We start from the raw sequence: 21,102 nt of genomic DNA, 5'->3' as shown, positions 1-21,102 counted from the left end.
TAAACTCCTTATACCGTTGCAGGACGGCTTAACACCGTTTGCATAGTTTCACTTTTCGCTTGAATCATTTGCATGATGAGGCTCATCAGCTCTTGGAAGTCTTCCATCAACTTACCAATCTCTTCTTTGAGCTTATCAATGACAGCCTGGCTTAACGTCATTTTGGCTCGAAGGTCTGTGATATCAGCCTGAATCTCTGTCACGTGAGCATTGTTAGCAGCGTGAACACTGTCCGTTGCGCCTTTACCCACGTTGACGGCAAGATCGACGGTTTCTGCGCCATAACGAATCGCTTTCGCTGTTGTTGTCGCAGCTTTTGTGCCCATATCCGCCACTTTCGCCATGTTTGCAGCGGCTTTCGTAGCGATTTCCGTGACCTTTTGAGCTACCTTACCAGCACCTTTCGCTGCAAGTTTCGCGATACCGCCAGCTGCTGCACCACCAAACGTCACAACAGCTCCGATAACCGCGACGGCGATTTCTAATGCCATTACGACTTTGTTTAGCACATCGACATTTACGCCCGCTTCTTTTAGCGCATCTTGAACGGCTGGCTCTTGCAACGCCATGCTCACTGCTCCCATGACGCCACCAGCGATCATAAGTGCACCGGCCGCTGCACCAACACCCGTTGCCACCATTACGGCACCAACAACAATAGAAACCACCGCACTGATCCAACCAAAGATCTTCGCTGCTAAGCCTGATTTTTGGGCTTCTTTTGCAGCGGCTTCCGATTCTTTGATTTTGTCTTGGTTTTCCACCATCTCTTTTTCGTGCTTAGCTTTTGCGACCTTCACTTCCTGAATTTTCAGCTCGTTTTGAGCACTTTTCAGTTTATCCGTGATAGCAGCAAGCTCTACTTCAAAATCATCAGCAGATCCTGCGATGATTTTGACGGCAATCGAACCTGTTTGGTCTGCAACTGCATGGAGAGATTTTGCAATGGTATCGACGATCTTTTGCAGCTGTGCCATGGCTTTTAGCGTCAAATCATTCACTTTGTCACTAACAGCTGCGTTAGGTGCATCTAACTGAACTTTTACTTTTCCGGTGTTCAGTACATCTGCATCTTTACTCTTCACGTTTTCTACCGTCACAGAAGGCGTCGCTGTAGACGCCGTTTTCTGCACGTTATCTAACGTGGCTTGGCCAGATTCAGGGCTATAAACCTGTGTCTGGATGCGGTCAAGTGCAATAGAACTCATAGTCTAATTACTCCTTTTTATTTCTCACCGCTTCTAACATGATGCCTGCACGCTCATGCAAATCTGCATATTGTGATTTTCCGGCAGACATCTCCTTCGCGCTGTAAAACCCACTCTCTGCTTCTGTCAGTTGTTCCAGTTTAAGGTGACATTCAGCAGAGTGAAAAGGTGGGCGTGGATCATTTACGTCCACTAGCGCTGCGTAGCTGTAGGCGTCTATTGCCTGCAGATACTCACCCAACTCCTGACGAGCCGCGCCAAGGCCAATGAAAAATCGCGCCTGATAATGATCAAGCATGCTGAGTAATTGAAATACTTTCGCTGCTTGCTCAATCTTTCCCGATTGGAAAAAGTTGTAACCTACGGCATAAATGTGTTCGATGGTGTCCTGAGACACATCGTGCAACATTTTTAGCGTGCCTCCCTCTTCCAGAAAAGACAGCAGCTCTTCTGCTTGCATTTGGGATGGATCGGTCGCGTTTGTTTTAGTCATGGTTGGTTATCCTTAAATGGCTCGTAGGATTTCTTGTAAAATACTGTGGTACTTCTGAACAAACTTGTTCATCGCTTCAACGGTCGAGTTGTATTGAGAACTGGTGTCGTTCAGCTCAGTGGTTTTGATTTGCACTTCATCGTTAAGCAACTTGGATTTAGCACTGACAGAACTAGAAAAATTAGACAGTTTTTTCGACTTCTCTTCGTCTTGGTACGACGCACCATCACCGATAGTAATACCTTGTGTTTGAAGGAAGTCTCGATGGTTTGTTATCTTATTATCCGTCAAATACTTGTACTCAGGTGAAGCTTCAAAATCCGTTTGATTGCTGTAGTTAAAGTCACTCGCTTTGAAGTTACTTTCTGGATATCCCGGTTTATAAACCCCATCAACACTTTGCGTAGAGTGAATTTTTGATTGCACAACACCAAAAACTTTAAGCTGTATTGTGAGATCCTCTAATGCCTCTTTCTGGTCATTACGTTTCTCTAAACGGTTAACACGACGCTCATTTAGTGCAAGCAGCACTTGCTCATCAAAACGGTCTCCAATGCTGGACTCAACAACGGCCAACAAATCACGAGCCGTTAGAGAGTGCTCTGCTCTCACCTCGCGATCCGCTTTCTCTTTATCGGTGATATTGAGTAGACGCTCTTTCAATGCCCCTAAGTTCTTGCGCAATGCCTCGTATCGCTCAGTAAATGAAGCCCCGGTAGATTCACCTTTTACTATTTTTTCAAACTGTAATCGGATATCTCGTTCGGTGTTTTCTTTGATCAAATTAACTTGAGCTGCCGTTATCTGTGTCTTTTGGACATCGGCTATCGCGCTGTCCTGGTAAAAGTCGTCGATTTCTATATTTGTTAAACTCACCGCGAAGTTGGCGAACAGACTAGAAAGGGTCAAAGGCTCAGTTCCACCAATGACAGTATTAAGTGCTGCTTTTAGATTGTTCGTTCCACTCGCCTCACCATAAGCTGCGCTATATTGGCCTTTCACTTGAGCGGCCATTTCATCTAACGCTTCTTTAAGCTGCTGCTTAGAAATACCAGGAGTCCAGGTAATTCTGCTAGCTAGCGCACTTGCGTCATCGGTGCTTAAAGTAATACCGATGCCTTGAAAACTACTTTTTAATTGAGCTGAGACTTGAAGAGCGAAACTCTCTTTAGTCAACAGAAAGTCCGAGCTCTTCAGTTGCGCGAGATTAACGGAGCCTAAGCTACTAAAGGCATTGCGAAGAAAAGAAATAGAAGCATCTCTCACTTCACGGGAGCCCATTTGATTAGCAAGCACTGCAACAAAAAGAGAAATTTCTTTGGTGGCGTTAGCCAGACCTGTCTCGGAGAGGTTGGCGATCTGCTCCGCTTGGTTACTCTGAGTCCCCAAATTGAATTGACTAACAAACTCAGTAGATAACGAGCTATCTACGTTTTCCGTCAGTAACTTACTAAACCAAGCCTGAAACTGATTTGATAGCGTTTGGTTTGTTTGAGCATTAAACTCGGCTGCGGTTAATTCGCCATCTGAGTTAGCACTTTGTAGCGACTTTATCCAAACAGATGCGGTGTCGGTCAATGATATACCAGCAAACGCGTTATTTTTCGCTTTTAGGTTTTCAAGCGTATCAACATAAAGCGCGATGCTTTGTGATTCCGTTTGTCCCGAGATAGTTGGCAATGAAGAGATTAGAGAGGCAAGTTGCTGAGTCTCTGCTTCACCCAGTACAGGGGTAAATGCCTCTATCAAGTTTTGTTGGAAAGTGGGTAATGGTGCACTACTCGCAGCTGTGTCTGTTGCTCCTGTCGTAGAGCCAGTCGTTTTCATATTCGTCATTTCCAAACCTCTAAATCATCATGCCGCGCATCACTGTGGGACGCTTTCTGCGTTTACCTGACGTACCTTGTAGCTGAGTTTGTTGTTGCCGGCGGCGCTGGACTTCGTCTATTAGCTCTTGCTCTGCACGTTTCATGGTATCTACTGGCGCTTTTATGCCGCCAAGTAAAACATCCCCCGCAACAGGACCAACACCTAAGCCTTCCAATAGCTCGTTAAAAATATCGGTTCTGTCTTCAGCTTTTCTAATGGCAAGCTCAGCGTTCTCAATCGCATCGGTAAACGGTTGCTTCATCTTGATTCCTATCTTAAAGCGGGTCATCTCATCGGTGCTGTCAGTAACAGTCGTGAGTTTTTACTTTTTCAACTTTTTCAAAGGTCTATAATCTGCTAGGCGTAAACAGTACCAGTCGTCTAGCTCATCATGGCTTGCACCGCATGCTTTTAGATAGAACTGTGCCAATCGCTGGCTGCTCATGTTGCTACCACGTAACACATCGACGTTGCCGCGAATGACCCAATCGGAGGGATAAAGTTGAATGGCATGTTCAGCCAAAAGAAATAAGCCGGCAAAGGGGTTACTCAACCCCAATTTTGGACGAACGCGTTTCAGAAGAACGATGATGATTTCACCGTCCTCCACCCGAAAAACGAGCTCTAAGCCCTCAACTTCAATTCGATAACCAAGTTGAATTTCACTTTGTTGCCAAAAGTATGGCGTCACTTCGATCCCCGCTTGCGCCAGCGAGAGTATTAGTTTTGTTTTCATTACATCCCCACCCTTCCAAGTGGCTGAATATTGATTTGCTGGGTTAGTTCTTGAAATGACAAAACGGGCAGATCGTAGTATTCCGATTCAATAAGCTTTCGCACATATCGGCGTACATCCATAGACACAACTAGCACAGGTTTATTCGGCATGCGGCTTAAGTCACCAATGGTCTGTTTCACATCACTGACAAATTGTTGCGTTACTGACGGGTCTAACGCCAAGTAACTCCCTGCTGAGGTTTGACGAATACCGCTGCGTATTGTGTCTTCGAGACTTTGATCCAATAAGTAAGCGGGCAACATGTTTTGTCCGCTCGCGTATTTGTAGCAAATGTAACGTTTTAAGCTGGAACGAATGTACTCCGTCAGCTGTACAACATCTTTCTCTTTTTGGCCCCACTCAACCATCGCTTCCAAGATCACGCGAAGGTTTCGGATAGAAATGTCTTCAGAAACCAAGCGTTGCAAGATTTCCGTCATTTTTTGCAACGGAACAATACGCTGGGCCTCTTTGACTAGCTCCGAATAACTGCCTTCCATCTGCTCCAACAGATAACGCGTCTCCTGAATACCAATAAAGTCTTGTGCGTACTCCTTGAGAACATGAGACAAGTGGTACGTTAAAATCCTGTCGGGTGTGAGAAAACCGACATGACTGGCTACGAGTTTTTGCTCATAACTCTGTGCCACCCAAATGCTAGAAATACCGGGTAGAAAATCTTCATCTTGCTCATAAGGCACGCCTAATAAGTCGATCTGCTCATTCCCTTCTGTCACCAAGAGTTGGTCTTTTACAATTCGTCCTCGTGCAACCGGAACTTCTTGTAACTGAATTAAATATTCGCCATTTTGCATCCCCTCGTTAAAACGCAGGTGGATACCCGGGAAAGGCACGCCGAGGTCGAGATATAGTGCGCGCCTCACCCTTGCTAGCTCTTCATTTAATGCGACCGCTTCCAAGCTTTCCTGAAGGCTCGCGTCAAGATCAATCAACAGCGGGACCGTCATGGCGAACTCTTCTTGCTCACCTAACTTACCTTTACTGTTTCTAGAAGGCGTAGGTTTGCTTGGCTTCGCTGCTGGCGAACCGGCCCCTTGCGAAACAAAGCTTGATAAGTCGGTGCTATCTGATTCCGCTTGTTTTTTCTGTTGATAGAAAAGGAAGAAACCACCACCACCAACCACGGCGGCCAAGACCAAAAAAGTGATTTTTGGAAACCCAGGGATGAGTGCGAACAGCACCAAAAGCACACCACCAATAAGAAGCGCACGTGGCTGAGCAATGACCTGCCCACCAATGTCCGACCCAAGATCAGAAGAATCTTCATGAGAAACACGCGTCACGATAATACCGGCGGTAATCGCGATAAAGAGTGCCGGGATCTGCGATACTAAACCATCGCCAACGGTCAAAATCGCAAATAACTCAAGTGCTTCAGAAGCACTCATGCCTTTTTGCGTTACCCCGATCGTGACGCCACCTAAGATGTTGACCACAATGATGACCAGACCCGCAATGGAGTCGCCTTTAACGAACTTCATCGCGCCATCCATCGAGCCATACATTTGGCTTTCTTTTTCAATCAGTGATCGTCGGTGCCTAGCTTCGTGTACGTCAATTACTCCGGCACGCATGTCACCGTCAATACTCATCTGCTTACCAGGCATCGCATCGAGTGAGAAGCGCGCACTAACTTCTGCTACCCTCTCTGAGCCTTTGGTGATCACCATAAACTGAACAATGGTAATGATCAGGAACACAACAATACCGACCACTAAGTTACCGCCCACAACGAAGTTACCGAATGTATAAACGATTTGACCAGCATCGCCTTGTAGCAAGATCAAGCGGGTTGTCGTGATAGATAAAGACAGACGAAACAATGTCGTGATCAATAGCACCGCAGGAAATGCAGAGAACTCAAGTGGCGTGGTGATGTAAATCGCTAACATAAGCAGCACCACCGCAATGCTCATGTTGGTGCCAATCAGCACATCCACCAGTGCGGTAGGAAGTGGCAATATCATCATAAAGACGATCGCGAGTAACATCACCGCAAGCATAATGTCTTTGCGTTGCCCTACTTTGTTTAGAATATCGATCAACTTATTCATGTGATTCACTATTTAAAGATTGCAGATAGCGTCGGTGCGCTTGGCGTGCCCCATCGACGTCATTTTGTTTCCAACGCGCTTGGCTTAAACAAAACCAGAGTCCTGCCGAGTCAGGATGAAGGTCGGATTTTAATAAGTGCTCACACACCTCAATCGTCCGGGTATATCGACCACTTTGTAAACACGCCACAGCAAGTGTTTGCATCGCCTCTTTGTGATGCGGTTCTATTTCTAGAACCGCATCGAGAATAGAAATGGCATGCTCTGGCTTTTGGTATTGAACTTGTAGCGCAGCGTGAACAAGTAAGAGTTCAATGTCTTTGGATCTCAACATGTTGGTTAGACCTGAATAAGGAGATTGAGCGCCATAGTGAGGTAACGCTGATCAAGTTGTGTACTTTGTAGCGTTTCGGATGCTTTGATAAAAGAAACGGAGCCTGAGTCCTGTGCAAGAACTTGCAGCTGAGCCAACGTTTCATCGAACTGTTGGCGGTACTTTTCTGGACGCAACAACTCTGAGTGCAGCAGCTTGGGCTTAGTTAACGCGATGAGATATTGGTCTGAAGGCCTGAGGTCATAGAGCTTCTCTAAATGCGTAGCGACCGCCTGTCCATCCGGAAGTAATTGAAACCGTTCAGGGAAATCGGCCTTAACCTCACTATGAGTAACATGCGTGAAGGCTTCTATGCCTACGTTTAAAGTGCTAACTCGAGTCATGAGCCTGCCACATCGTTATGTAGACGAGCCAAAAGCGTAAACGCTTGCTCTAAGGTCGGAAGTGTTACTTCTTCTCCTTTTAGCCTTGCTGAAAAAACCAGAGTTTGCTCATCTAACAAGCCGGTTTTAATTTCGAAAGGCCAGCCTTGATCGGCATGACACAAACACAGTGCACTTTGAATCATGTCACTGGTTTGATGCCAAGATAACGCTCGAGACAACATCAAGAATAACTGCTCACCCTGTCGCTCAATATGCAGCGTACCACTTTGCTCAAAATCCAGCTGCACCCGTCCAGCTGATGAGAAATCGACGGCATCGAGCCCCATTCCTCGGCAAAATTCATCGACGGATGCATCAATCCAACTCATCTTCCCACGCTTCCTCTTCTTCTATATCAATGGCTTCGTCTAGCGCCTTTTGTACCGCTTGGATTAAATTCTGTCGTTGTTCTTCATCGGCGAATACGTCAATTGGGATTGCGCGAACTAACTTATGGAACTCTCGAAAAAAATCGATTTTTTGTTCTACCGCCGTCAATTCCATTGCGTTGGCGACTTTCCATATCTCATCACTGCTTACCCATCGCTGCTCTACCAACGCAATCACATCAGCCATCAAATTAGAAACTTGATAAGCCATAATTCGTCCTTTCCGGTTTAAACATTTGGAACAGCTGATTCACACGATCTTGCAACGTATTTAGAGTTTTGAGTTTTTGCATATCGGACATCAACCACTGCAACTTAACCGAATCGATACTGCTACCTTGAACACTAAGATCTGCACTCATGCCTTGCAGCATAAAGTCAACAGCAGTCGATACCTCCTGCTCACCAAAGCGCGCCACTACATCTTGATAAGCCGCGCCGAGCCCTTGATAACTATGAACGGTATCGCGGTAGAAGCCGCGCAGCTGATGCAAAGAGCTAAACTCTTGCTCTTGGCTGTATTCATCAGCAAAATTTGAGACACGGATTTCCGTATCAATTTGAGACCATGTATCTGGGTTTTGCTCGATTCTTAGAAGTGCTTGGTCAATCAGCGCTAGTAGGTGTTTACTTTCTGGACTCGCACTCAAAAACTTTTTAACGGCTTTTAGGGCGAGGTATTGATGGCTTTTCTCCTCGGAAAACCCATTCAAGTAGGCTTGTAATTGCGCGATGGTCGAGATATTTCCTCCCGCCATTTTTGTAGCCAAATCTTTGATCTTTTGATTCTTTTCAAGATCAGGGACTTTTCTTAAATAGTCCGAAACGAGTTCATGTGCTTCATTAACTCGAACACCACTGTCTTTCACTTTGCGCTTAGTCAGATCTTTCTCTGCTTTTTCGGAACCGAGTGAAGTGAGTTCTTCCATCGCATCAAAAAGTGATTGTGTGGCATTGTGAACACGGACGGTTTCACCGCGATAATTGCCTTTTTGTGAAACGTCGGGACGAGACGATTCCAACCCGCTTTGGATAGACGCATCAAACTTTGGATTTGTTGCGATATGATTGTTGATAATACTCATTCACTTGCACTCCTTCCGCACAATACAGGCGAATTATAGGAAGTGCGCTTTGTTGAAGCTGTCAAAATCAGACGTGTTTTTTTAGTGCGCTTTCAGTTTTCTAAAAACTCCCGACTGATATTCACTATAAATTGATTCTTATACTTTCTATCCTCTCAGCATCAATCATTGCGCATATTTTTACCTTGAACGATTTCTCATACATCACTGATATCCAACAATCTGCGATTAAACACACGCGTTTGATCCAAATTCGCGGGCGCGTTACGCAAGTCACCGGCACCATTATCAAAGCTGTCGTCCCTGGCGTTCGTGTAGGTGAACTGTGTGAGTTGCGTAATCCCGATCAAACTCTGTCTTTGTTAGCGGAAGTGGTTGGCTTCCAGCAGCATCACGCTTTGCTCACTCCGTTAGGAAATATGTTTGGGATTTCCTCAAATACAGAAGTAAGCCCAATGGGTAAAATGCACGAAGTGGGTGTTGGCGACCACCTGTTAGGTACAACGCTTGACGGGCTTGGACGTCCTTTCGATGGTACGCAAAGTCAAGAACCAAGCGCTTGGTATCCTGTTTATCGCGATGCACCACCACCAATGCAACGTAAACTGATTGAAAAGCCAATCTCTCTTGGCGTTCGATCCATTGATGGGCTACTGACCTGTGGTGAAGGTCAGCGCATGGGTATTTTTGCAGCGGCTGGCGGGGGTAAAAGTACCCTACTGGCAAAACTGATTCGCTCCGCAGAAGTTGACGTGACCGTTCTCGCCTTAATTGGTGAACGCGGACGCGAAGTGCGCGAGTTTATTGAGCATGACCTAGGCGAAGAAGGAATGGCCAAATCGGTTTTAGTGGTCGCTACCTCTGATCGCCCAGCAATGGAGCGCGCCAAAGCCGCCTTTGTTGCCACTTCTATCGCAGAATATTTTCGTGACCAAGGTAAACGCGTGCTACTGCTGATGGATTCGGTGACGCGTTTCGCCCGCGCACAGAGGGAGATTGGACTAGCCGCAGGCGAGCCACCAACACGACGTGGCTATCCGCCTTCCGTTTTTGCCGCTTTGCCAAAGCTGATGGAACGAGCTGGACAATCAGACAAAGGATCAATTACAGCACTGTACACCGTGTTGGTGGAAGGTGACGACATGACGGAGCCTGTCGCGGATGAAACTCGCTCAATTTTAGACGGGCACATCATTCTCTCGCGCAAACTTGCGGCAATGAACCATTATCCCGCCATTGATGTACTTCGCTCAGCAAGCCGAGTGATGAATCAAATCGTTGAATCCGATCATCAGGCGTCTGCTGCTCATATTCGCGAAATGTTAGCTAAGTATGAAGAAGTTGAACTGCTAATCAAAATTGGCGAATACCAACATGGCGCAGATAGCCGAGCGGATATGGCCATTGCACAAAGTGATGATATACGCGCCTTTTTACGCCAAGGCACTCATGAACCAAGCGATCTTGATGGCGCTATCGCTCAACTTAAAGGGATGGCGAAACAATGATAGAACGCTTATTAGAAATCAAAAAAATTCGCGCTGACCGTGCGGATAAAGCCGTCAAGCGTCAAGAATACCGAGTGTCAAACGCCGCAGCACAGGTTCAAAAGGCCGAACGTTCTGTCGCGGACTATCACGTTTGGCGCCAGGAAGAAGAAGAGCGACGTTTTGCTAAAGCAAAACAACAAACGCTCGTCCTTAAAGAGCTGGAAACATTAAGACAAGAAATCGCGTTGTTAAGAGAGAGAGAAGCCGAACTTAAACAACGTGTGGCCGAGTCAAAAAAAGCGCTTGAAATCGAACGCTCGGCACTTAAAGAAAAGCAAAAAGAGGCGCGACAAGCCCATAAAACCAAAGAAAAATTCGTTCAGTTGCAGCAACAAGAAGTCGCGGAAAAATCGCGAGAAAGGCAATACCAAGAAGAACTCGAACAGGAAGAGTTTCGCACTGTCGACATTATCTAAAGGTTCACTATGCGCATTACCCCAACAACTGAAACATCGAATACGCTGCACAAATCAACGCCGGAACAAGCGCCTCTCGAGAAGGAGGCCGAGCTTCAATCACAATTCGAGCATGCAATGACGAAGAAGCCTAGCAAGGGAAAGGAGTCTATCGTTGGGAATCCCCAAAAAAATCATACTGGCGAAGAAGACATACCGCTAAGGCATAAGACATCTCAAGGTCTAGATAAGAAACTTAACCTATCGAACCAAGAAGCCAACGCTGACAAAAACATCTCCACTTTAAAAGGTCAAAGTGACGTCGTCAGTAAGAGAGATATAGAGAAATCGCAAGACGACGCAGCAAATAGCGAAGAAATAATTAGCAAAAACAATAAATTGCTTAAACATGATGGAAAAAGCGATGGCGACACAGTTCTAAGCTCCCCTTCTACCGAGCGTGTTGATCCTCACTTTCAAGCTCATTTGAAAGATGATAAACCGACGCCGATGGATAAACATACCTCGCCGGAGTATCTCTCTACGCTTGAATCTGGCTTGCTCCCCCAAAATGCGACAGCGACAGAGCTCGCTCAAGATGGGATTAACATTGTTGGCTTAACGAAAAGGCAAACTGAAAAAACGCACAATAAGCGTGCAACTCCGCCGCTACAGAATACAGGCAAACGATCAGACCAAACTGGTGGCCTGCCTGAAACCAAGCCTCTTGAAAAAATCGTGACGAAAAGCGCACTAGTCGCCGTTAAAACGGATGAAGAAAAAGTGCCTTCTCAACCCCTTGCAAGTGCGGTAACACAAGGCGATGTCATCCTAAAAAGTGTTGCTTCGCAGGCTCAACCAAGCCCAACGCGAGACGTAAACCAATTACTCCAGCAATTGGTGGATAAAATCTATGTTGCTCTGCCAACCGCATCGGACAACAAAGAGGTTCGGCTGTTTCTAAGTGAAGGACAATTAAAAGGTGGCGAAATCCACATCAAGTTGGACGCTCAAGGGTATAGCGTGACGATTCGACAAGAGCATGCCCTTTCCATTATTAGCCAGCAAGCTAGACAAGATCTTGCTGAACGGCTAAACCGATTCGGTGGTGAGCAGCCACTTCGCTTAGCGATCAGCGAACAAACTCAACAGCTCGATCAACAACAACATGAACAACAACACTCACGCCAACAACGCAGCGTGTATGAAGAATGGCAAGCGGAGAATGACCTATGACACCGTTAATAATACCCAAAGTGGATGCAGAAAGTATCGCGCTCAGCAATCAACTTTGTGCAAAACAGTGCCACTTCCAAGCGACTGATGGTCAGAGCGTATCGATTACTGTTGCTCAAATCCCTTCATTTGAAGGGTTCCGTTTAACCACGTTGATTGGAGGGCAAACCCTACAAGTAGACTTTTCTCGTGCGCAGCTCCAACATTGGCTGAAATCGACCTTAAATGCTACTGCGTTTGAGTCCCTGCCTAACTCCCTCCAGTTAGCACTTTTGAGCTCACAGATAGAACCGCATAGTGAGGCAATCAAAGCGCTATTTGGTCAGTTACCCATTCTTAGTCAACTACAGCCGTTAGAGGCGAGCCAGGCCCAAGAGCATACTTTAATGTTAACCCTCAATAAGCCTAACGGCTCTCTTTGTTTGTGGGTTAGCGAAGGATCAGACGTGTTGTTGGATGCGCTACCAAACAGCGCTGCTCTACAAGCTCGACACCTCGCTTTACCTGTGTGGTTAAGTCTTGGAAGGACCCATTTGACGTTAAGCGAATTTAATTCGCTCGAGCTGGGAGATGTCATCTTTTTTGACGATGGTTACATCGCCAAGCAACAAGCCATTTTTCAAGTATCTAACCAGAATCTCTGGCGCTGCCAGCTAGATGACCAAACTCTTCACATTATTGAAAAAGAAACCAATATGAATGACGTAAACACTTCAGAAATGTTAACCGACCACCAGCAACTGCCTGTGGAACTCACGTTTGATATCGGCCATCAAACCATCACGCTAGAGCAGCTTAACCAGCTTCAGCCAGGGTACGTATTCGAGCTAAACCAGTCTGTATCTAAGCCGGTAACATTGCGTGCCAACGGCAAAATCATTGGTGAGTGTGAACTGGTTAATGTTAACGAACATTTAGGTGTGCGCGTACTGGAGCTGTTCGGTGGCACGCAGGAGCCAGCATGATCCAGTTACCCGACGAGCTCAATCTCATTGTCAGCTTAGCACTGCTGGCACTGATCCCATTTATCGCCATGATGGCGACGTCATTTGTGAAACTCGCCGTTGTATTCTCACTGCTGCGTAACGCTCTCGGTGTACAGCAAATTCCGCCGAATATGGCGCTTTACGGATTGGCTATCATTCTGTCAATTTTCATCATGGCTCCCGTCGGGTTTGAAACCTACGACTACGTAAAGCAGCATGATATCTCCCTTGAAGATTCTGCAAGTGTAGAAGGCCTCATTGAAAGCGGTTTACAGCCTTATCGAGAATTTTTGAAAAAGCATATTCGGGAAACCGAAGCCATATTCTTCACTGATGCTGCACGCACATTGTGGCCACAGAAGTACGTAGACCGTTTAGAGTCGGACAGCTTATTGCTCTTACTGCCCGCATTTACCGTCAGCGAGCTTACTCGCGCTTTTGAAATTGGCTTTCTGTTGTACTTACCGTTCATCGCTATTGACCTAATTGTGTCGAATATCCTACTAGCGATGGGGATGATGATGGTATCGCCAATGACGATTTCCCTCCCCTTCAAATTGCTGCTTTTTGTCTTGCTTGACGGCTGGACAAAGCTTACCCACGGCTTAGTGTTGAGTTACGGTTAATCACGGAGAAAGTATGCATTCTGCTGAAATCATTCATTTCACGACTCAAGCATTAACCCTAGTGTTGTACTTGTCATTACCGCCGATTTTAGTCGCAGCATTGGTTGGTACATTGGTGTCGCTTATTCAGGCGTTAACTCAGGTCCAAGAACAAACGTTAGGCTTTGTGGTCAAGCTTATCGCGGTCATTATTACACTGTTCGTCACAACGCAATGGCTAGGGGCAGAGCTCCACGCCTTCGCCTCGCTTGCTATGGATAAAATTCCTCAAATACGATGAGTTATCACGACTTACACCAGGTTTTATTTTTGTACAGTCTGACGTTACCTCGGTTAATGGCATGCTTCATCTTTTTGCCTATTTTGAGCAAGCAAATGCTAGGCGGCACCATGGTGAGAAATGGTGTGCTTTGCTCACTCGCGCTGTTTATATTTCCGATGATTAATCAGCAAAGCTTGCCCGCAGAAACCGACGGCATTTGGCTGATAGTGATTTTGGGTAAGGAGGTATTAATTGGGCTATTGATAGGGTTTGTTGCTGCTATCCCCTTTTGGGCGATAGAAGCGGCCGGTTTTCTGGTCGACAACCAACGTGGTGCTGCCATGGCAAGTATGTTTAACCCAACGCTAGGCTCACAATCCACACCAACAGCCGTGTTGCTGACCCAAACGTTGATTACCCTGTTCTTCTCTGGCGGGGGCTTTGTCACTTTTATCTATGCGTTATTCAAAAGCTATACATCTTGGCCGATCGTGGACTTTTTCCCAACCGTTAGCGACGCATGGGTTAGCTTCTTCTACGCGCAATTTGAACAGCTTATGTGGCTTGGTGTGTTGATGTCCGCTCCACTAGTGTTGGCAATGTTTCTTGCTGAGTTTGGTCTGGCGCTTATCAGTCGTTTTGCACCGCAATTGAATGTTTTTTTCCTTGCCATGCCAATAAAAAGTGCCATCGCGAGTGTTTTACTGATCGTGTATCTCGGAATAATGATGGATCACTTTGAAGTACAGTTTTACGGCATTACCCGATTCGCAGAACAACTCAATACCATTTGGCAATAACGCTTAGGATTCTTTATGAGTGCAGAAAAAACAGAGCAACCCACCGCAAAAAAGTTACGCGATGCTCGACAGAAAGGTCAGGTTGCCAAAAGCCAAGAAATCGTATCGTCTGCATTAATTTTGGCGCTCATAATTGTACTGTTTGCGTTCGCCGATTATTACATGTCGCACATCTCAGCGCTTATTCTCCTACCAAGTAAGCTTGCTTATCAGGGTTTCCAAGATGCGCTAGTCGATGTCGCTATCGCCATCGCAAAAGAAATTGCCTATCTACTCGCTCCGATTATTCTGGTTGCTGCACTCGTCGCCATCTTTTCCAATATGGGGCAGTTCGGGTTCCTATTTAGTGGTGAATCCGTTAAACCCGACATCAAAAAGATCAATCCCGTCGAAGGGGCCAAACGCATTTTTTCCCTCAAGAGTGTGATTGAGTTTATCAAGTCGATCCTTAAAGTCTCTCTTCTTTCCTGCATTATCTGGGTGACATTACGCGGTAACATCAACGCTTTAATGCAAATTCCAACTTGTGGGCTAGAATGTGTCCCGACCATTACTGGCGTCATGATTAAACAATTAATGATTATCTCTTCGGTAGGCTTCATCGTCATCGCTGCCGCAGATTTTGCGTACCAGAAGTTTGATCACACGAAAAAGCTCAAAATGAGCAAGGACGAAGTGAAGCGCGAATACAAAGAGATGGAAGGCAGTCCAGAAATAAAAAGCAAACGTCGTCAGTTACACCAAGAGCTACAAGCCTCTAATCAACGTGAAAACGTTAAACGTTCTAATGTATTAGTTACAAACCCAACACATATCGCGGTTGGCCTTTATTACAAGAAAGGCGAAACGCCCCTGCCCGTCATCACTTTGATGGAAACCGATGCGGTAGCCAAACGTATGGTCGCAATCGCTAAAGAGGAAGGCGTGCCTGTGATGCAAAAAGTCCCTCTTGCTCGTGCACTATACGCCGACGGTAACGTCGACCAGTACATCCCAAGCGATCTTATTGAGGCAACTGCGGAAGTGCTTCGTTGGTTGGCTTCGTTAGAGTCCGAGGCGGACTAACAAACCACATCCCATTCAAGATCTGGGCTTACAACTGCCCAGCTTTCAACCTCGATACTTTCAACGCTATAATGCGGTATCCTTTAACTGTATGTTGTTTTTATGAAATCTAGCTTAAGCATTCGCTCCTACACGAAACGTATGAGCCGACATACTCATAGTGATTATCATCAACTGGTGCTTCCTCTCCAGGGCAACATACATATTGATATGGATAGCTATGTCGGAAAGGTGGCGGTTGGCGACTGCATAGTCATCCCCAAAAGTTGTGCTCACGGGTTTAATGCCGAAGAGTCATCACGCTTTATTGTTGCGGATATGACCACTTTGCCCACTCATTTGATGGATAATAGTGTGGCTGTGTTTTCGATTAGCCCGCCTCTACTGAGCTTTATCCAGTTTGTCGAAAAGCAACTTGAGTATCAGGTTAATGATGAAATTGAAACCTCAATGGTTGCAACCTTCTATCTGTTGCTGGAGCAGCAAAAGCGGTCTCGCTCCGTGGATTTGCGTATTCGAGATGTACAGGTTGTGATCGCGGAGCAGCTTGATCAGCCACTCACCATTGCCTCATTAGCGAATGCCGCTTGCTTGAGTCCGACGCAGTTTAAAAAGCTTTTTAAAGAGCAGCTAAAAGTGAGCGTCCATAAGTACATTACACTACAACGTATGGAAAAAGCCAAAGCACTACTGACTCATACAGACCTTCCAGTTCAGTTGATAGCTGAACGAGTTGGTTATAGTGACCTTTCCGCGTTTAGTCGACGGTTTTCAATGCATTTTGGTATGTCTCCTAGAGAGTTTTCCCGATAGTCACTAAAATAGTCTTCTGGAACAAGTATTCCGTCTTTTCAGCACAAAAATCTCTATCGCTTTCTTTTATTCTTTCTACCCTAAAACAGCCATTCACTAGGTAGAAATTACAGTGTTAAAAAAACATTTCACCGACTATCAATTAGGAACTTTATCCATACTTTTTGCTTCAACCCTGTGGGGAACGACGGGCACCGCTGCCAGCTTGGCACCGGATGTCAGTGCTCTCGCCATTGGCGCATTTTCTATGGGTATTGGTGGGTTTATGCAAGCATGTCTGTCTGCGAAGTCACTGAGGAGAGATTTTCGAAAAGTCGTACATAAGAAGAAAACGTTACTGATTAGTATTATCGCCTTAGCCACCTACCCACTGGCTTTTTATTCATCAATGCGATTCGCTGGTGTGGCTATTGGTACGGTTATTTCTATCTCCACTGCTCCTTTCTTTTCTGCTTTGTTAGAGTGTCTCTTTAGCCGAAATCAGACCATAACCAAGCGCTGGATGATGAGTTTCGCAATCGGGGTCATTGGCATTACCTTGTTGCTGGCTTCTGAGTCATCCGCAAATAGTCTATTTGATCATGATATGAAGCATTGGGGTGTATTACTTGGCCTATTGGCAGGTTTGACGTACGCCATTTACTCATGGGGAGTAAAGGCTATGATTGACCACGGCATTGAATCGCAAACGGCCATGGGAAGTGTTTTTGGTATTGGTGGAGTTTTGCTTCTACCAACACTTTTCATCACGGGTGATAATCTATTTGCATCGTCAACTAATACGGCGGTCATGCTCTACATGGCCTTGATTCCAATGGGGCTAGGTTACGTCGCTTTTGGGTTTGGGCTACGGTTTGTTACAGCCAGTGGAGCTAGCATACTCACGCTATTTGAACCTGTTATCGCAGCAGCACTAGCAGTTGCGATTGTTGGGGAAGAAATTTCTTTCATTGGTTGGGTTGGTATAACGTTGACACTTGTGTGTTTGTTTCTTCAGTCGAAAAGTTAAATTAAACCGATATTAGCCAGCCCCAAAAAGGAACGCTGACGGTAGATAAAGTAAGGAGCAGCACCTACTCCCTACTTTACCATTTGAAATTACACCCAGCCTTCTGCCAAGTACATCAATCGCAATTGACTTGGTGAGCCTAGTTTTTCTAGCGCATCTAATTGGACGTCACTCAGGTTTGGGCATTTATCAAGATAAACTCGTCCGTTTGCTGCATCTAGGGGGAGCTTGTAGGTTAGCTTTTCGTTTATTTTACTTGCTTCCCCTTTATCAATCGCTCGAACAGCTGGCATGAGCCAATCCCAATCTTCTCCTAACAGTTTTTTAAACGCCCCGTTAGCAATAGACTCGGTTTTACTTGGTGCATCCTCTGGGCTTAGCTTCAAGATAGAGTCTACGTCAGGAACCAAGTGCTCACTTGGTTCTGAACCCAACATCTTTTTCAGTGTTAATCGAGCGGCTTCCATCTCTTGTGCCTCTTTAGGCGCTTGAGGAGAAGTCATTTCAGTATTCTCCTTAGGACCAAGGTACGCCATTAATGCGCGGACAGAAGCCGGATCTTGCATACTAAAGGTAAAGTCTCCTTTGGCATTAGAAACTTCAAGCCTTGGTAAAACACCAGACATCTCACCTTGCATGAGTTGTTCTTTGACTTCTGTATTTAGTCCGTATGCTCCAGCTTGGTTCGCCACAAAGCCACCGCCGCTCATGATAGCAGTCGTTGCCGCAGAACCGATTGCCTCTTTTGCTATCGGTGTGACGCCCACCGTTGCTACAGAGCTAACACCGAACGTGCCCAGGCTCCCCGTCGCCATACCTAACGTAGCTCCAATGCCACCTTCAGCCGACAGTATCGCATGACCTTGAGCCAAGGTTTGCTGCATCGGCATAGAAAGACGTTGATCTCGCCCTGGCAGCTGTGAAATTTGTTCTAACTGATGATGGTAAGCCTCAGCATCACCATTTACGGCCGCTTTGTGCAGCTCTCGACCTGTAGAAATCAATAAGCCAACGCCAGGTAATGCCAAGTTAATAACGGCGTTCACACCAGAACCTTTTAGCTTTTCTTTGCCCATCTGTAACAGTTCAGCAGCGAAGCCATCCATTTTTCCTGGATACTGGGCTTCTAAACTCACCTGCATACGCGGATCTTTGCTGATCGCATCAAACGTATTTTTAAGCTGCTGGTACGTATCGCTGCTCACTTTTATTTCATCCAATAGGCTGACAACTTCTAAGATTTTACGCTCAGTAAGTGGCTCACCGCGATAGCCTGAAGGACTCACTAGGGAGTAAGCCAACAGCGCAACCTCAGGTTTTTCTTGCTTAAGTAGCGCTTGTTTTAAATCAAGGTGAGTTTTGATGTTTTCTTGGAAAAACTTAGTGTATTTGCTTCTCAATACGCCTTCGTGAATAGAAGCAAACTTGTGACCTTTGTGGAATGTGGAAGGTTCTTTTACTTCACCTCTTTTACTGATCACTCGGTCATCTTTTTGCGCAGCAACTGCACGAAACTGCTCTAGATCAGGTACTGGGCTTTGGCTGATTTTTTGTGTTGTATTAACCATTTTTCTCTCCTACACACGAAGTGATTGAACATGAGCTTGTTCATGATTAGAGGTGGTTGGAATCGCTTGATCCAACATTGCGAAACGCGCTTGCCACAGCTCGGCCTGTTCAATAACTTCGTGAAACCAAGCGGTAAGGTTCGTCGTATTTAGATGCTCAACGGGTTTACGTCCTGCTAAGACAAGCTGTCGACCGTTTGGAGCCAAAGCAAGTGCGAGGCTGCCACTACCTATTCCTTGATAGTTAGCATGAGCAAGAAGCTCTAAACCTTTTAGTCGTTGTTCACCGGATTTTTCTAACCCTCCGAACGTTACAGACAGCATCAAATCATCCGTATCTGTCGCGATGAAATACAACATGTAGCGATCATCGACCAGTAGCTGACAACGTTCATTTTCTTCAAAATTCAGTTCGGGCAACTCATTGAGTTGGCAAAACTCCAAGAGCAGTTGTTGAATCGTGTTCATAACTTTTTCCTTTTGTTTCAATAACTCTATTGAACAACGATTGCAGATTGAACGATGTCGGTAATGGCTTTATTTTTGTCACTTTTTCGCCTTCATTGTGAGGTTTTCCGCAGAAATCTCGCTCTAAAATCGAGTTGCCAGAGTAATAAAAAAGAGCAGCTCAGAGCTGCTCTTTCAATAAAGGTTAGATGCTTAGCATGATGTATTTGCTCACTTCTTTTGCAGAGTGACTAACCCAGTTTATGGCTATCAAAAATGACTTCTGTTGGCGGGAACATATTCGAAACAGGTGGTCGTTGTGCATCTCCAAACATTGGTGCACCGAATGCAGATGTCGCCCACGGGTCAACAATTTTCACATCCTTACTCCACGTTGATGGATCTTTTATGTCGCTCTCCTCTTGTCGACCAACCAGTACATAAAGGTGTGTACCTGAATGACCCTTTTTAAACGCAACCACTTCTACTTTGGGTTCACTTTCAGGTGTTCCTGACATGCCTTGAATCATCTCAGCGGCGGCAGCAAAGGCAAATGTAGTACAGCAGCCGGCTTTCGCGGTTTGTACTGCCTTAGCAATGTTCTGTAGAGTGCTTAATTGCGGTGCGGTTCCTCTTTGTGCTGCAGCTTGAACTCCGTTTGCGGACATCGTCGCTCTGTGATCTTGCATGATTCGCGCTTGATCCGCGTGAAGCTCTTTTAGTCGTGGCTTTCCTTTTGTTTCATAAAACTGTGACCCCTTAACACCGAACGTATTTAAGTCCGTACAGGCAAAATCACCAAGCTTTTGAAGGTTGGCTTTATGTTCGTTGATAAGCGCGGCACTCGATGAAGCTTTATTGGTTTTGGAAGATGAGGCTGCCGTTTGTGCAGTGGGCCAATTTGAGCTAGGACCAGACGACAATCTCTCAAGATTTTTCAGGCTCCCAAGCGTTAACTTGTTTTCACCGTTCAACACATTTTTCAGCATGAGCTTCGCAACATCTTTAGGAATACCCTGCTTAGTAAGCAGGTTCACTACAATATCTTTCGCTTTATTCTGGTGGCTAATACGCGCGCTGATACTTTTATTTTTTGGTGCGCCCTCTTTAACAAAAATATCTTTACCGTTGTGTGCTCGAACCTCTTTGTCGTCAGCTTGATTTTGTGTCGCCAAATGTGACGTTAACTGACTCAACGAGTGCATGTGCGATGTATTAATATTGACCATGTGTGATGCCTTAAACTTGAATAAATGCGTGTACGTCTGTTTGGCTAAAATCTACAACCGTGTTGTTTTGAAATAACTGTACCCAAGTATCAACTAATTCATTCAACTGAATGATTAAGTTAGCAATGTTGGTGAGTTCACTTCCAGCCGCGATAGCAACTTGAAGAACAACGTCTTTGCGTGTTGGATTCACACAAAACTGCACACCACCTGTTTCTCGATACAAGAAGTTGTATTCAAGTAAAACTTGAAGTTTATCTAGCGTAATATCATCTTGTTCTATAAGCAGGTTTTTGGAAATCAATAACTCGCCTTTTTCCTCTACGAGCAGAACATCGACACTGTTGTTTTCAGCAAAATGCAGTGACCACATTTGATCGTCATACGCTGTCACGCGCTCAAGGTTCAGCACTTCTCCTAGCTCAGAGAGAAGCATATTAATCTTTCCTGTATCCATGTT

25 protein-coding genes are annotated in these 21,102 nt (G+C 45.6%); 10 read left to right on the top strand and 15 right to left on the bottom strand.

From position 1 onward, the window contains the following. Nucleotides 1-8: 8 nt before the first annotated feature. From vopB to sctW, 11 genes are read right to left on the bottom strand one after another with little or no spacing between them, the layout of a single operon-like run. Nucleotides 9-1,208 carry a type III secretion system translocon subunit VopB gene (gene vopB, locus MTF70_RS19995; protein WP_005377260.1) on the bottom strand — a complete coding sequence of 400 codons (1,200 nt, stop codon included), beginning with the start codon at nt 1,206-1,208 and terminating at the stop codon, nt 9-11. A 7-nt stretch (nt 1,209-1,215) separates the two neighbouring features. Continuing rightward, nucleotides 1,216-1,701 carry a SycD/LcrH family type III secretion system chaperone VcrH gene (vcrH, locus tag MTF70_RS19990; protein ID WP_005377258.1) on the bottom strand — a complete coding sequence of 162 codons (486 nt, stop codon included), beginning with the start codon at nt 1,699-1,701 and terminating at the stop codon, nt 1,216-1,218. 12 nt (nt 1,702-1,713) lie between these two features. Further along, on the bottom strand, nt 1,714-3,537 hold the full coding sequence (locus tag MTF70_RS19985; RefSeq protein WP_158156520.1) for a virulence-associated V antigen: 1,824 nt from the start codon (nt 3,535-3,537) through the stop codon (nt 1,714-1,716). A gap of 10 nt (nt 3,538-3,547) precedes the next feature. After that, on the bottom strand, nt 3,548-3,832 hold the full coding sequence (locus MTF70_RS19980; RefSeq protein WP_005377254.1) for an LcrG family type III secretion system chaperone: 285 nt from the start codon (nt 3,830-3,832) through the stop codon (nt 3,548-3,550). A 60-nt stretch (nt 3,833-3,892) separates the two neighbouring features. Beyond that, nucleotides 3,893-4,306: an LcrR family type III secretion system chaperone gene (locus tag MTF70_RS19975; RefSeq protein WP_053304394.1), complete on the bottom strand. Its 414-nt coding sequence runs from the start codon at nt 4,304-4,306 to the stop codon at nt 3,893-3,895. Beyond that, on the bottom strand, nt 4,306-6,432 hold the full coding sequence (gene vcrD, locus MTF70_RS19970) for a SctV family type III secretion system export apparatus subunit VcrD (RefSeq protein ID WP_104979251.1): 2,127 nt from the start codon (nt 6,430-6,432) through the stop codon (nt 4,306-4,308). Before vcrD ends, MTF70_RS19975 begins: the two co-directional genes overlap by 1 nt. Then, the gene (gene vscY, locus MTF70_RS19965; RefSeq protein WP_158156522.1) at nt 6,416-6,757 is read right to left on the bottom strand and encodes a type III secretion system chaperone VscY; all 342 of its coding nucleotides are present in this window, start codon (nt 6,755-6,757) and stop codon (nt 6,416-6,418) included. The genes vcrD and vscY overlap by 17 nt, the downstream gene beginning before the upstream one ends. Before the next feature lie 5 nt (nt 6,758-6,762). Beyond that, a complete protein-coding gene (gene vscX, locus MTF70_RS19960; protein WP_064368455.1) occupies nt 6,763-7,140 on the bottom strand; it encodes a type III secretion system protein VscX in 378 nt (125 codons plus the stop codon). After that, entirely contained in the window at nt 7,137-7,511 is a 375-nt protein-coding gene (sycN, locus tag MTF70_RS19955; protein WP_005388159.1) for a type III secretion chaperone SycN, read from the bottom strand. Before sycN ends, vscX begins: the two co-directional genes overlap by 4 nt. After that, entirely contained in the window at nt 7,498-7,782 is a 285-nt protein-coding gene (locus tag MTF70_RS19950) for a TyeA family type III secretion system gatekeeper subunit (RefSeq protein ID WP_005377239.1), read from the bottom strand. The genes sycN and MTF70_RS19950 overlap by 14 nt, the downstream gene beginning before the upstream one ends. Further along, a complete protein-coding gene (gene sctW / locus MTF70_RS19945) occupies nt 7,763-8,656 on the bottom strand; it encodes a type III secretion system gatekeeper subunit SctW (RefSeq protein ID WP_158159673.1) in 894 nt (297 codons plus the stop codon). The genes MTF70_RS19950 and sctW overlap by 20 nt, the downstream gene beginning before the upstream one ends. Before the next feature lie 185 nt (nt 8,657-8,841). Here sctW and vscN point away from each other — a divergent pair, with 185 nt between their 5' ends. From vscN to MTF70_RS19895, 10 genes are all read left to right on the top strand, one after another. Next, complete coding sequence (vscN, locus tag MTF70_RS19940) at nt 8,842-10,164, top strand: SctN family type III secretion system ATPase VscN (RefSeq protein ID WP_054575030.1); 1,323 nt, start codon at nt 8,842-8,844, stop codon at nt 10,162-10,164. After that, nucleotides 10,161-10,622, top strand: coding sequence for a type III secretion protein (locus MTF70_RS19935; protein ID WP_005377236.1), 462 nt, complete (start codon nt 10,161-10,163; stop codon nt 10,620-10,622). Before vscN ends, MTF70_RS19935 begins: the two co-directional genes overlap by 4 nt. 9 nt (nt 10,623-10,631) lie before the next feature. Beyond that, nucleotides 10,632-11,837: a type III secretion system needle length determinant gene (locus tag MTF70_RS19930; protein ID WP_033906162.1), complete on the top strand. Its 1,206-nt coding sequence runs from the start codon at nt 10,632-10,634 to the stop codon at nt 11,835-11,837. Further along, nucleotides 11,834-12,802, top strand: a complete 969-nt coding sequence (gene vscQ / locus MTF70_RS19925) for a SctQ family type III secretion system cytoplasmic ring protein VscQ (RefSeq protein WP_205461541.1) — start codon at nt 11,834-11,836, stop codon at nt 12,800-12,802. The genes MTF70_RS19930 and vscQ overlap by 4 nt, the downstream gene beginning before the upstream one ends. Next, complete coding sequence (gene vscR / locus MTF70_RS19920) at nt 12,799-13,449, top strand: SctR family type III secretion system export apparatus subunit VscR (protein WP_005377232.1); 651 nt, start codon at nt 12,799-12,801, stop codon at nt 13,447-13,449. The genes vscQ and vscR overlap by 4 nt, the downstream gene beginning before the upstream one ends. Nucleotides 13,450-13,462: 13 nt before the next feature. Continuing rightward, a complete protein-coding gene (vscS, locus tag MTF70_RS19915) occupies nt 13,463-13,729 on the top strand; it encodes a SctS family type III secretion system export apparatus subunit VscS (protein WP_005377227.1) in 267 nt (88 codons plus the stop codon). Then, entirely contained in the window at nt 13,726-14,511 is a 786-nt protein-coding gene (sctT, locus tag MTF70_RS19910) for a type III secretion system export apparatus subunit SctT (RefSeq protein ID WP_017634548.1), read from the top strand. The genes vscS and sctT overlap by 4 nt, the downstream gene beginning before the upstream one ends. A 15-nt stretch (nt 14,512-14,526) precedes the next feature. Then, nucleotides 14,527-15,576 (top strand): SctU family type III secretion system export apparatus subunit VscU, encoded by a 1,050-nt coding sequence (vscU, locus tag MTF70_RS19905; RefSeq protein ID WP_005387129.1) that lies wholly within the window; start codon nt 14,527-14,529, stop codon nt 15,574-15,576. Nucleotides 15,577-15,678: 102 nt separating this feature from the next. After that, the gene (locus MTF70_RS19900; protein ID WP_205461533.1) at nt 15,679-16,389 is read left to right on the top strand and encodes an AraC family transcriptional regulator; all 711 of its coding nucleotides are present in this window, start codon (nt 15,679-15,681) and stop codon (nt 16,387-16,389) included. A gap of 112 nt (nt 16,390-16,501) precedes the next feature. Then, nucleotides 16,502-17,398 (top strand): EamA family transporter, encoded by an 897-nt coding sequence (locus MTF70_RS19895; protein ID WP_205461531.1) that lies wholly within the window; start codon nt 16,502-16,504, stop codon nt 17,396-17,398. 89 nt (nt 17,399-17,487) lie between these two features. Here the strand turns inward: MTF70_RS19895 and MTF70_RS19890 are convergent, their stop codons facing one another. The 4 genes from MTF70_RS19890 to MTF70_RS19875 form a co-directional block, all read right to left on the bottom strand. Then, nucleotides 17,488-18,966 (bottom strand): hypothetical protein, encoded by a 1,479-nt coding sequence (locus MTF70_RS19890; RefSeq protein ID WP_017821337.1) that lies wholly within the window; start codon nt 18,964-18,966, stop codon nt 17,488-17,490. 9 nt (nt 18,967-18,975) lie between these two features. Beyond that, nucleotides 18,976-19,434, bottom strand: coding sequence for a CesT family type III secretion system chaperone (locus MTF70_RS19885; protein WP_005387141.1), 459 nt, complete (start codon nt 19,432-19,434; stop codon nt 18,976-18,978). Nucleotides 19,435-19,664: 230 nt separating this feature from the next. Beyond that, the gene (vopR, locus tag MTF70_RS19880) at nt 19,665-20,642 is read right to left on the bottom strand and encodes a type III secretion system effector VopR (protein WP_205461529.1); all 978 of its coding nucleotides are present in this window, start codon (nt 20,640-20,642) and stop codon (nt 19,665-19,667) included. Between the two features lie 10 nt (nt 20,643-20,652). Continuing rightward, a complete protein-coding gene (locus MTF70_RS19875; RefSeq protein WP_054576980.1) occupies nt 20,653-21,099 on the bottom strand; it encodes a type III secretion system chaperone in 447 nt (148 codons plus the stop codon). Between the last annotated feature and the right edge of the window lie 3 nt (nt 21,100-21,102).

The sequence above is a fragment of the Vibrio sp. 2CM40D genome (genome assembly GCF_023161825.1).
Classification (GTDB): Bacteria; Pseudomonadota; Gammaproteobacteria; order Enterobacterales; family Vibrionaceae; genus Vibrio; species Vibrio alginolyticus.
This window is presented reverse-complemented; position numbering and strand designations above follow the sequence as displayed.